We start from the raw sequence: 11837 nt of genomic DNA, 5'->3' as shown, positions 1-11837 counted from the left end.
TAAAAATCCGCCTTCATAGAAGGCGGCATTGATTTCGCCCCATAGAGGCGTACCAAAATCCTTAAAAAAAAGCCTCTGCCAGTTCTGTAAGATTTAAATCCAATGACAATAAGGCAGAGCCAAAACCTGTTGCTGACCACGCCCACAGGACCTGGTTTTCAGTTATCAATAAAAAACTGGTCATATAATGACCAGTTTTGCAGACGGGTTTTGCAGAAGAACTCAGAACCGGTAACCGGCAGAGAACATAAACACCCACGGATCGATGCGGGTACTGACTTTCTGGTCCACGCCGCCGGCTTTAAATTTCACGTCAGTGTCGATATCCATGTACCACACCGACATGTTCAGCAACCAGTTGCGGTTAATCAGGTAATCCAGCCCTACCTGACCTGCCGCTCCCCAGGAGTCTTTAAGACTCAGATCGCTCAATCCGGCATTTTTACCGGTGTCATTAAAGTCAGCATTAAAGAAGGTGGTGTAGTTAATACCTGCACCGATATACGGGCGTACTTTGCTCTGGGCGTCACCGAAATACCATTGCGCCATCAGCGTTGGCGGCAACTGATTGACGGTGGCGATGGTCCCGGTCGGACCGGTGCCAACCTTGTGCCGGAATGGCGTGGCCGCCAGCAGTTCAACGCCAATGTTGTCCGTCGCCATATAGGTGAAGGTCAAGCCCAACTGCGTGTTATTACTGACGTTAAACCCGCCCAGACTGCCTAACACATTATCAGAACCTGCCGTCGGCCGAACGGTAGCAGAACCTGCACGAATAAAAAACTCCCCGGTTTCATGCGCCCAGACACTGCCGGAAAGAGTACTTAGAATAATGCCAACCACTGCTAACTTTTTCATATCCATGTCCCCATTATGGTTATTTAGCGGGTCAATATACCCATAACGAGTTACCTTTGATCCGTTCTAGATCACATAAAGTCGTGAGATTTAACATTTATTGATCCAGATTAATTTTTACTTTCATGGTGATACCAGAAAACACGATTCCTCATCAATTTTCACTTTCCGAAGAGCAAAAAAATTTTCCGCCTCCTCTTGCCGCCTTCGATGCGTCTGGATAATTTATCTGCCGACAATCTGTGTTGATGCGTTTTTATCAGGTGTAATCATGAGTGAAATCAACCCGTGCATGACGTGCGGTGCCTGTTGTGCGTATTTTCGAGTCTCTTTCTACTGGGCGGAAGCCGACGATGCCGGCGGCGTTGTGCCGACGCAACTTACCGAACCGCTGACCCCTTTTCTGCGCTGTATGAGCGGTACCAACCAGCGACAAAGCCGCTGCACCGCCCTCAAAGGTGAAATCGGCGAATCGGTGCACTGCTCGATCTATCAGCAGCGCCCCTCTCCCTGCCGCGAATTCGCCCAGTCCGGTGAAGGCGGCGAAATAAACGAAGCCTGCAACCGGGCCCGCGCACGCTACGGCCTGCCGCCGCTCATCCCTCTTTACAAAGATATACTTAGCCGGACAACGGCAGAGGCTGCTACCCAGGAGGGATTTGCGGTACAATCGCCGGCTAGTTAACACCTGCAATACTCAAGGAGAGTGCATGTCTATCACGGCGAAGACCGTCTACCGTGACACGGGGAATTTTTTTCGTAATCAGTTTGTCACCGTTTTACTGATTGCGTTGTTATGCGCGTTAATTACGGTAGTCCTTGGCCATGCTTTTTCACCCAGTGAAGAGCAGCTCTCGATTCTGAGCGAAGGGGATAATCTGGCGGGGAGCGTCGGGCTGTTTGAGCTGGTACAAAACATGACGCCTGAGCAACAGCAGATCCTGCTGCGTGCCTCGGCCGCATCGACCTTCTCCGGTCTGGTGGGTAACGCCATTCTTGCCGGCGGCGTACTGCTGATGATCCAGCTGGTCTCCGCCGGACAGCGAGTCAGCGCGCTGCGCGCTATCGGAGCTTCTGCACCGGTATTGCCAAAGCTGCTGCTGCTGATCCTGTTCACCACTTTTGTGGTGCAGTTGGGGATGATGCTGGTGCTGGTGCCGGGCGTGCTGCTGGCTATCGTGCTGGCTTTTGCCCCTGTCATGCTGGTGCAGGATAAGGTGGGGATTTTTAACGCCATGCGCAGCAGTATGCGTCTGGTGTGGGCCAATATGCGTCTGGTCGCCCCGGCGGTGATTGGCTGGCTGCTGGCGAAAACGCTGCTGCTGCTGCTTGCATCCAGCTTCGCGGTACTGACGCCGAACGTCGGCGCGGTGGTTATCAATACGATCAGCAATCTGATATCCGCGCTGTTGCTGATCTATTTGTTCCGCCTGTATATGCTTATCCGCAACTAAATTAACCTGGGCCGGGATTCTTCCGGCCCTATCTGAACGACGGGTCCGATGTATGAAGCAGTTTCTGGATTTTTTACCGCTGGTAGTCTTTTTCGTCTTCTACAAGCTCTACGATATTTACGCCGCAACCACCGCGCTGATTGTCGCCACCGCTATCGTGCTGATCTATACCTGGGTACGCTATCGTAAAGTCGAAAAGATGGCGCTGATTACCTTTGTGCTGGTTGCCGTATTTGGCGGCCTGACCATTTTCTTCCATAACGATGAGTTTATAAAATGGAAGGTCACGGTGATCTACGCTCTGTTTGCCGGCGCCTTGCTGTTCAGCCAATGGGTGATGAAAAAGCCATTGATTCAACGCATGCTCGGAAAAGAGCTGACCCTGCCACAGCAGGTCTGGTCGCGTCTGAACCTTGCCTGGGCGCTGTTTTTTATTCTCTGCGGTCTGGCCAATATCTACATCGCATTCTGGTTACCACAGAATATCTGGGTCAACTTCAAAGTTTTCGGCCTGACGGCGCTGACGCTGGTCTTCACGCTGCTGAGCGGTGTGTACATCTATCGCCATATGCCGCAGGACGATAACCACTAATTAACAGGAAGCCGGGGATATCGCGTCTGCCCCGGCCCTTCTTTGCGTTGCTTGTACCCCTCTCATCGTCTTCTTCTCGTGTTCAGCGATGTCCGCGCTTGCCTCACGTGATAGGGCCCGACCCGTCATCCCGATCGATAGCGTTTCGGTGACCTGCCGTAACCCAACACGATAGCTGGCACGGCGAACGTGATACCCGCAACTGAGAAAGCTTCACCGGAATACCGGCATCAGAAACCTGTTCGCGAAGCAAATTTATGGTGAAAACGCCGGCGCTTCGACCTGTAATAATCCCGACCGCACCTGTGACGCCGGTGTCACTCTCTCCTTCTGAATACCCACGCCCGCAGCCGCCGGTGTATTCCCCTGTTTTCACTCTGCCGTTTTCATAGTAGCATCGCGCTGATCTTCTTTGACCAGCACAGAGTACAGAATGACAACAACAGATCTCACACCGAAGGGTGAAATGGTTTTACGCACCCTGGCAATGCCAGCGGACACGAATGCCAATGGCGATATTTTTGGCGGCTGGTTGATGTCGCAGATGGATATCGGCGGCGCGATTATGGCCAAAGAGATTGCACAAGGTCGTGTGGTCACCGTGCGCGTTGACGGAATGACCTTTCTACGGCCGGTCGCCGTGGGTGACGTGGTGTGCTGCTACGCACGCTGCGTGAAACGCGGCAACACCTCTATCACCATCAACATCGAAGTCTGGGTGAAGAAAGTGTCGTCGGAGCCAATTGGCCAACGTTATAAAGCCACGGAAGCGCTGTTTATCTACGTTGCGGTCGACAATCAAGGTAAGCCGCGTGCGATACCCGGCGAGTAAAGAAGTGCCCGGCGTGCCGGGCCATTTCTTTACAGGAATCCGAGCAGAGAGAAGAAAACGTAGCCGAGAACAATCATCACAACCGGCAGGATGTACAGCGGGAAGTACTGCACCAGAATCGTATGACGAGGCACCACGATACGCTCGGCAATTTGCTCGCGCGTGAGACCTTCCGGCCCTTTCGCCTGCTCAAGAATCAGCTGATCTTCTACCCCTTCACGCAAGAACTTCGCCTGGCGGCTCATGCGCGCACCTGACGCCTGCAGCGCCATGCCGACAAACACCAAAATATAGATAATCCAGAAGCCAATATTCAGACTGAGTTTAAAATCCGGCAGCGGTGAGTTGTACCAGAAAAAGTTAAGGAACGGCGTATTAAAACGCATCATTTCAATCATGACGTGCGCAAAATCCATCAGCACCGCATCAATGCCCGGCTTTTTTTCACTGTGTTCGTACATAAACTTCAGTATCGAAATCAGCGTTGAAATCACCGCGGGGATAAAAATAACCCACCCTAAAATACGTTTAAGCACTGCAATGCGTCCAGCTTGTTGATACGTCATGGATTCCCCTTATTTAAGACGCCTTAATCACCGTCTAAGTCTACCCTCACCGGCGAATTTCGCCCAATAATGCGCGGTATGATATACCATGAGAACAAATTCGTTATCTACTTGCGCTACAGGAGAAGGACTTATGTCAGCCAGGCGACAAATTCATGCCGCTATTTTTGATATGGATGGATTACTGATTGATTCCGAGCCGCTATGGGATCAAGCGGAGCTGGAGGTTATTGAAAGCCTCGGAGTCGATATCAGCCGCCGCGATGAGCTGCCCGATATGCTGGGATTGCGCATCGATTTAGTCGTGGACCTGTGGTTTGCCCAGCAGCCATGGAAAGGCGTGGATCGCGCTGAGGTCACCGCACGGATTATCAGCCGCGCGATTCAACTGGTTGAAGCCTCCCGCCCTCTGTTACCCGGCGTACGAGAAGCCGTTGCCCTGTGTAGAGCACAGGGGTTGAAAGTTGGCCTGGCATCGGCTTCGCCGCTGCGGATGCTGGAAAAGGTCCTCACCATGTTTGAGCTGCGCGAGCAGTTTGATGCCCTCTCCTCTGCCGAATCGCTGCCGTACAGCAAGCCCCATCCTCAGGTTTACCTCAACTGCGCCGCCAGCCTGGGCGTTGACCCGATGGCCTGCGTCGCGCTGGAAGATTCGGTCAACGGTATGATCGCCAGTAAGGCAGCCCGTATGCGCTCTATCGTCGTTCCCGCTGAGGAAAATCGCCACGATCCGCGTTTTGTGCTGGCAGACGTTAAGCTCACGACGCTGGAGTCACTCACCGCCAGCGAACTCTGCGGTCCGGTTTCTGGCCAGTGATCGGCACGTCGCGGTTGCTTTATCATAAAAATAAAATGGCGTTTCATTTTTAATTATTTTTCCGTTCAGCGCCCTCTATGCTTGAAAAAACGGCGTGGTTAAACGCATAAATCAGCATACAGAGGTGCATAGGGTACTTAACGCCTTCGACCTGACGGGCAAGGTCGCCATTGTGACGGGATGTGACACCGGGCTGGGCCAGGGAATGACGCTGGCTCTTGCCCAGGCCGGCTGCGATATCGTCGGCGTCAATCGTAAGATCCCACATGAAACGGCCGAACAGGTCCTGGCGCTGGGGCGCCGTTTTACCGCCATTCAGGCAGACCTCAGCCATCAGGATGCTATCGCCGACATCGTCGCGAAAGCCCTCTCGGTCATGGGACGAGTGGATATTCTGGTGAATAACGCCGGTACGATCCGCCGCGCCGATGCGCTCACCTTTAGCGAAAAAGAGTGGGACGACGTCCTCAATCTCAACCTCAAGTCGGTATTCTTTTTATCGCAGGCGGTGCCAGGCAGTTTATTCAGCAGGACAGCGGCGGAAAAATCATTAACATCGCCTCCATGCTCTCGTTTCAGGGTGGGATTCGCGTCCCCTCGTATACGGCCTCAAAGAGCGGCGTGCTCGGTTTAACCCGCCTGATGGCAAACGAATGGGCCGGACAGAATATCAATGTTAATGCCATCGCCCCCGGGTATATGGCCACCAATAATACCCGGCAGCTTCGCGATGATACTGAGCGCAGTAAAGAGATTCTTGACCGTATCCCGGCCGGGCGCTGGGGCGTCCCCGATGATTTACAGGGGCCGGTTGTGTTCCTGGCGTCCAAGGCAGCGGATTACGTCAATGGCTGCACACTGGCGGTTGATGGCGGCTGGCTGGCGCATTGATAATTCTGTGACAAAGAGTTACACCGTCACCTCTTTCGCGCACTGTATAAAAACCCTATACTGTATGAATTGACAGTTTAGGGTTTTTATCATGACGGCGGAAGGCCATCTCCTCTTTTCTATCGCCTGCGCGGTATTTGCGAAAAATGCGGAATTAACCCCCGTACTGGCACAGGGCGACTGGTGGCATATCGTTCCCTCAGCAGTACTGACCTGCCTGCTGCCGGATATCGATCATCCGAAGTCATTCCTTGGGCAGCGGCTAAGCTGGATATCGAAGCCCGTCGCCCGAGCCTTTGGCCACCGCGGGTTTACCCATAGCCTGCTGGCGGTTTTTGGCGCTATCACGCTGTTTTATTTGAAAGTACCGGAAAGCTGGTTCGTGCCCGCCGACGCCGTGCAAGGGTTAGTGCTTGGTTATCTCAGCCATATTCTTGCCGATATGCTCACCCCGGCGGGCGTGCCACTGCTATGGCCCTGCCGCTGGCGCTTCCGCCTGCCGATCCTCGCGCCGCGTAAAGGTAACCAACTGGAGCGGGCGCTCTGTATGGCGCTGTTCGTTTATGCAGTATGGATGCCGCAAACTTTCGCTGAGAACAGCGCCGTACGCTGGTCTTCGGGCATGATTAATTCACTGCAGATCACCTTTAATCATTTTATTAGTCACCATACCGGACGATAAACAGGCAAAACAGCCAAAATAGTTATAAACCATTCCATTTGAATATAAGTAATGAATTCCGCTTCTGCTAACCTTGCGCCATTAAAGCTGGTAGCAGACCAGCCGGATAAAAACCTATCAGGAGAAGGGGATGAATTTTCCATTAATAGCGAACGTTATCGTGTTCGCGGTTTTGCTGTTTGCGCTGGGGCAAACTCGTCACAAACAGTGGAGCCTCGCCAAAAAAGTACTGCTCGGCCTCGTCATTGGCGTGGTGTTTGGTCTGGCGCTGCAGTTGATTTATGGTTCCGACAGCCAGGTACTGAAAGACTCCATTCAATGGTTCAATATCGTCGGCAATGGCTACGTCCAACTGCTGCAGATGATCGTGATGCCGCTGGTTTTCGCTTCTATTCTCAGCGCCGTCGCTCGCCTGCATAATGCTTCGCAACTGGGGAAAATCAGTGTCCTGAGCATCGGTACCCTGCTGTTTACCACGCTGATTGCGGCGCTGGTCGGCGTGCTGGTGACCAACCTGTTCGGTCTGACCGCCGAAGGCCTGGTGCAGGGCAGCGCGGAAACCGCGCGTCTGAATGCGATTCAGAGCAACTATGTCGGTAAAGTCGCCGACCTCAGCGTACCGCAACTGATTCTCTCTTTTGTACCGAAGAACCCGTTTGCCGACCTGACCGGCGCGAATCCAACCTCAATCATCAGCATCGTGATCTTCTCCGCCTTCCTCGGCGTCGCAGCGCTGAAGCTGCTGAAAGATGACGTCGAAAAGGGGCAACGTGTCCTGACCGCGATCGACACCCTGCAGAGCTGGGTGATGAAGCTGGTGCGTCTGGTCATGCAGTTAACGCCCTACGGCGTGCTGGCACTGATGACCAAAGTCGTGGCCGGCTCCAACCTGCAGGACATCATCAAGCTCGGCAGCTTCGTGATTGCCTCCTACATTGGCCTCGGCATTATGTTTGTGGTTCACGGTCTGCTGCTGGCGATTAACGGCGTGAGCCCGCTGAAATATTTCCGCAAGGTGTGGCCAGTACTGACGTTCGCCTTCACCAGCCGCTCCAGCGCCGCGTCGATTCCGCTGAATGTCGAAGCGCAAACCCGTCGCCTGGGCGTACCGGAATCCATCGCCAGCTTCTCCGCCTCCTTTGGCGCGACCATCGGTCAGAACGGTTGTGCAGGTCTCTACCCGGCGATGCTGGCGGTCATGGTTGCGCCGACTGTCGGTATCAACCCGTTTGATCCGCTGTGGATCGCCACGCTGGTCGGCATCGTCACCGTGAGTTCCGCAGGGGTGGCGGGGGTCGGCGGCGGCGCAACGTTCGCGGCGCTGATCGTCCTGCCGGCCATGGGCCTGCCGGTGACCCTGGTGGCACTGCTTATTTCCGTCGAACCTCTGATCGACATGGGCCGTACGGCATTGAACGTGAACGGTTCGATGACCGCCGGTACCCTGACCAGCCAATGGCTGCGGCAGACCGATAAAACGATTTTCGACAACGAAGAAGACGCCGAACTGGCGCATCGTTAAGCCAACCGGCACAAAAAAACCGCAGATAGACTGAACTGCACCCCAAAAGTTGGACACTCAACGAAGTAAGGTGCAGTTTTTTATGAATAAGTATTCTCTCAGCTTTAAGCTTGAGGTTGTGCAATACTGTCTTTCCGGCCTGGAAGGGCAGAAAGCGACTGTAAAGCGTTTTGGTATCGCTCACATTGCCGTTCGTAAGTGGACTGCTGCCTGGAAGCTTCATGACGAGGCCGGACTTACAACCCGGCATTTCACCTATTCTCCTGCCTTTAAAGAGCCGGTTATCCTGCATATGCGTGGACACCCGTTGTCTGTTCGCAAAGTCTGTGCAAAATTTACTATCCCTGCCTTTCCCACTGTTTATCAGTGGGAACGACTGTAGGATGAAGGGGGATTCGAAGCCCTTACAAACAGCCGACGCAGGAAAAAAACAATGACAGAACGCCCTGAAAATCACCTGGTCGGCTCCTCCTGACCCGGATGAACGCGAGCAGACTGAACAACTGCGTGCTGAAGTGGCATAACTAAAAAAGCGGCAGGCCTTACTCAGGGAAAGAAGCACATCAAAACGCGGGATAAAACGCAGGTCGTGAGGAAGGGGAACTGTCATGACAATGCAGTGATGGAAAGCTTCTTTGGCACGCTGAAATCTGAGTGTTTTTACCTCACGGAACACAAGAATATCAGCGAGTTGCGCATGGCTATCGATGATTACATCCACGATTGCAACCATGAAAGAATAAAACAAAAACTGAAAGGCCTGAGTCCGGTAGAGTACCGAACTCAGGCCCTGATAGCCGCTTAATATAAACCGTCCAACATTATGGGGTCAGTTCACTGAAGGCGGTTTTTTTATTTCTCGCTGCCCTTTCAGGAGGTTATTTCACCTTCCTGGCGCATCTGCATGGCCCAGCGCTGCGCCGCTTCCGGGACGCTAAACGTTGGTGAACGGCGGAAATGTTCGCCCATCAGTACAAAGGCGACATACTTGCCGCGCAACAGCCACACATCGCGAAAACCGTCCATTTTGACGGCGTGTTCCGGCGGGGCGGGTTCCACCCGAGGCACGTAGCTAATAACAGGGCGGTTTTGTTGGCGAAGTGTTTTCATAACCAATAGATTCACTAAACAAAGCGGGAAACTCAAAAATCTATCATAGCCGATTGCCCAGCCTTTCGTCGCCCTTTACGTGTGCTCTGCCCGCCTGGCGATATTTTTCACCCCTTCAGCCGGCTCATCTGGTGATGATGCACTATAGTTAAAAGGGTTTTGGTACCGCAACGACCATTTTTCAGTAATGAAAACAGGAGACGAGCAATGTCTGAAAAGAACCCTAAACCACAACACCACAAAGTGCCTCACGACGCCTGCGAATCACAACCTGGTCTGGGTGCTCTGGCTCCGGATAATCAATCATGGCGTCCGACACCGCATCCCACGGCTCCCGGGGAAGAACCCGGCGCGCCAGGAAGCCTCAAAGCGCCCGATATCCACACTAGCAAACTTGACGCGCTGGCTCACCAGCGTAAAGACGGTGAAAACATTCCCCTGACCACTAATCAGGGGGTACGTATTGCCAACGATCAGAATTCGCTCCGTGCAGGAAACTGAGGCCCCACGCTGCTGGAAGACTTTATTCTGCGTGAAAAAATAACCCACTTTGACCATGAGCGAATCCCGGAGCGGATCGTCCATGCGCGCGGCTCAGCGGCGCACGGCTATTTTCAGCCCTATCGCAGCCTGAGCGACATCACGAAAGCGGATTTCCTCTCCGATCCTGGCCGCAAAACCCCGGTATTCGTCCGTTTCTCTACCGTCCAGGGAGGCGCCGGTTCGGCCGATACGGTGCGCGATATTCGCGGCTTCGCCACCAAATTTTATACCCATGAAGGCATTTTTGACCTCGTCGGGAACAACACGCCGATCTTCTTCATCCAGGATGCGCTGAAATTCCCCGATTTTGTTCATGCCGTGAAGCCTGAACCGCACTGGGCTATCCCGCAAGGACAAAGCGCCCATGATACCTTCTGGGATTACGTCTCTCTGCAGCCGGAAACGTTACATAATGTGATGTGGGCGATGTCCGATCGCGGAATACCGCGCAGCTATCGCACCATGGAAGGATTTGGTATTCACACCTTCCGCCTGATCAATGCCGACGGTAAGGCCACCTTTGTCCGTTTTCACTGGAAACCGCTGGCCGGTAAAGCCTCTTTGCTCTGGGATGAGTCGCAAAAGCTGACCGGTCGGGATCCGGATTTCCATCGCCGCGATCTGTGGCAAGCGATAGAAGCCGGCGATTATCCCGAGTATGAGCTGGGCATGCAGTTGATCCCGGAAGAGGATGAACAGGCGTTTGACTTCGATCTGTTAGATCCCACCAAGCTAATCCCCGAAGCGCTGGTCCCGGTACAGAGGGTCGGCAAAATGGTGCTTAACCGCAACCCGGATAACTTCTTCGCCGAAAACGAACAGGCGGCGTTCCACCCGGGCCATATCGTACCGGGAATAGATTTCAGCAACGACCCGTTACTGCAGGGCCGGCTATTTTCGTATACCGATACGCAGATCAGTCGTCTGGGCGGACCTAACTTTCATGAAATCCCGATTAACAAACCCACCAGCCCGTATCACAACTTCCAGCGCGATGGCATGCACCGGATGGATATTGATACCAACCCCGCCAACTACGAGCCGAATTCGATCAACGATAACTGGCCGCGCGAAACACCACCAGCCCCTAAGCACGGCGGTTTTGAGTCATACGCTGAGCGCATCGACGGTGAGAAAATTCGCCAACGCAGCCCCTCGTTTGCCGAGTATTATGCCCACCCGCTGCTGTTCTGGCGCAGCCAGACGCCGGTTGAGCAACAACATATTATCGATGCCTTTAGCTTTGAGTTAAGCAAAGTGGTCAGGGTATGGATCCGCGAACGGGTGGTCGATCAGCTGGCGCACATCGATATCCCGCTGGCGCAGGCCGTCGGCAAAAACTTAGGTATCAAGCTCAGCGACGACCAATGCAACATCACACCGCCGACGGACGTTAACGGCGTGAAAAAGGATCCCAGCCTGAGCCTGTATGCTACCCCCAACGGGGAGATCAAGGGCCGCGTCGTCGCCGTATTGCTCAACGAGCGTCCGGCAGCACAGGATGTGCTGACCCTGCTGCAATCCCTGAAAGCGAAAGGGGTTCATGCCAGACTGCTTTATTCACGGATGGGGGAAGTGGTTGCCGATGACGGTACACGGCTGCCCATCGCCGGGACCTTTAGCGGCTCGCCGTCGCTGACGGTCGATGCGGTCATCGTCCCGGGTGGCGACTTATCCCTTCTCAGCAATAGCGGGGAACTGCATTACTACCTGCTGGAGGCCTATAAGCATTTAAAACCCATCGTGCTGGCGGGTGACGGGCGCCAGTTTAAGGCCCTGCTGCAAGTTGCCAGTCAAGGGGAAGAAGGCCTTGTCGAGGCCGATGCCATTGACGCTCCGGTGATGGATACGCTGTTCACGCTGATGGCGGCACATCGGGTGTGGTCGCGTGCGGGCAAAACGGCGGCTATTCCGGCCTGATAGATAAGGACGGCGCGGGATCCCGTTCGCCGGTTGTCCGATGAACGGAT

The 11837-nt window shown here is 53.9% G+C and carries 11 protein-coding genes and 3 pseudogenes; 11 read left to right on the top strand and 3 right to left on the bottom strand.

Annotated elements, in window-relative coordinates; genetic code table 11:
* Window positions 1–222 precede the first annotated feature (222 nt).
* The gene (ompW, locus tag ACZAHD_RS05745) at window positions 223–858 is read right to left on the bottom strand and encodes an outer membrane protein OmpW (RefSeq protein WP_462455921.1); all 636 of its coding nucleotides are present in this window, start codon (window positions 856–858) and stop codon (window positions 223–225) included.
* 271 nt (window positions 859–1129) lie between these two features.
* Here ompW and ACZAHD_RS05740 point away from each other — a divergent pair, with 271 nt between their 5' ends.
* The 4 genes from ACZAHD_RS05740 to yciA all read left to right on the top strand — a co-directional run bounded on the left by ACZAHD_RS05740 (window position 1130) and on the right by yciA (window position 3736).
* Window positions 1130–1543 carry a YkgJ family cysteine cluster protein gene (locus ACZAHD_RS05740; protein WP_462455920.1) on the top strand — a complete coding sequence of 138 codons (414 nt, stop codon included), beginning with the start codon at window positions 1130–1132 and terminating at the stop codon, window positions 1541–1543.
* Between the two features lie 25 nt (window positions 1544–1568).
* Window positions 1569–2312: a YciC family protein gene (locus tag ACZAHD_RS05735; protein WP_462455919.1), complete on the top strand. Its 744-nt coding sequence runs from the start codon at window positions 1569–1571 to the stop codon at window positions 2310–2312.
* Between the two features lie 52 nt (window positions 2313–2364).
* On the top strand, window positions 2365–2904 hold the full coding sequence (locus ACZAHD_RS05730) for a septation protein A (RefSeq protein ID WP_462455918.1): 540 nt from the start codon (window positions 2365–2367) through the stop codon (window positions 2902–2904).
* Between the two features lie 433 nt (window positions 2905–3337).
* Window positions 3338–3736: an acyl-CoA thioester hydrolase YciA gene (gene yciA / locus ACZAHD_RS05725; protein WP_004860955.1), complete on the top strand. Its 399-nt coding sequence runs from the start codon at window positions 3338–3340 to the stop codon at window positions 3734–3736.
* A 29-nt stretch (window positions 3737–3765) separates the two neighbouring features.
* On the opposite strand, the gene ACZAHD_RS05720 is transcribed toward yciA, so the two are convergent.
* Entirely contained in the window at window positions 3766–4302 is a 537-nt protein-coding gene (locus ACZAHD_RS05720; protein ID WP_462455917.1) for a YniB family protein, read from the bottom strand.
* A gap of 133 nt (window positions 4303–4435) precedes the next feature.
* Here ACZAHD_RS05720 and hxpB point away from each other — a divergent pair, with 133 nt between their 5' ends.
* The 6 genes and pseudogenes from hxpB to ACZAHD_RS05690 all read left to right on the top strand — a co-directional run.
* A complete protein-coding gene (gene hxpB, locus ACZAHD_RS05715) occupies window positions 4436–5119 on the top strand; it encodes a hexitol phosphatase HxpB (RefSeq protein WP_462455916.1) in 684 nt (227 codons plus the stop codon).
* A gap of 124 nt (window positions 5120–5243) precedes the next feature.
* Window positions 5244–6010, top strand: a pseudogene (gene kduD, locus ACZAHD_RS05710) (2-dehydro-3-deoxy-D-gluconate 5-dehydrogenase KduD).
* Window positions 6011–6101: 91 nt separating this feature from the next.
* Window positions 6102–6692, top strand: coding sequence for a metal-dependent hydrolase (locus tag ACZAHD_RS05705; protein WP_462455915.1), 591 nt, complete (start codon window positions 6102–6104; stop codon window positions 6690–6692).
* Window positions 6693–6822: 130 nt separating this feature from the next.
* The gene (locus ACZAHD_RS05700; RefSeq protein ID WP_462455914.1) at window positions 6823–8214 is read left to right on the top strand and encodes an L-cystine transporter; all 1392 of its coding nucleotides are present in this window, start codon (window positions 6823–6825) and stop codon (window positions 8212–8214) included.
* Between the two features lie 82 nt (window positions 8215–8296).
* Window positions 8297–8596, top strand: a complete 300-nt coding sequence (locus ACZAHD_RS05695) for a helix-turn-helix domain-containing protein (RefSeq protein WP_462455913.1) — start codon at window positions 8297–8299, stop codon at window positions 8594–8596.
* 195 nt (window positions 8597–8791) lie between these two features.
* Window positions 8792–9019: pseudogene (locus ACZAHD_RS05690) on the top strand (transposase); the annotation flags it as partial.
* Window positions 9020–9084: 65 nt separating this feature from the next.
* Here the strand turns inward: ACZAHD_RS05690 and cedA are convergent.
* The gene (gene cedA / locus ACZAHD_RS05685; RefSeq protein WP_462455912.1) at window positions 9085–9339 is read right to left on the bottom strand and encodes a cell division activator CedA; all 255 of its coding nucleotides are present in this window, start codon (window positions 9337–9339) and stop codon (window positions 9085–9087) included.
* A 192-nt stretch (window positions 9340–9531) separates the two neighbouring features.
* On the opposite strand from cedA, the pseudogene katE reads away from it, so the two are divergent.
* Window positions 9532–11787 (top strand): annotated as a pseudogene (katE, locus tag ACZAHD_RS05680) (catalase HPII).
* Window positions 11788–11837 lie beyond the last annotated feature (50 nt).

Source organism: Raoultella sp. (assembly GCF_039594335.1).
Taxonomy (GTDB): Bacteria; Pseudomonadota; Gammaproteobacteria; order Enterobacterales; family Enterobacteriaceae; genus Klebsiella.
This window is presented reverse-complemented; position numbering and strand designations above follow the sequence as displayed.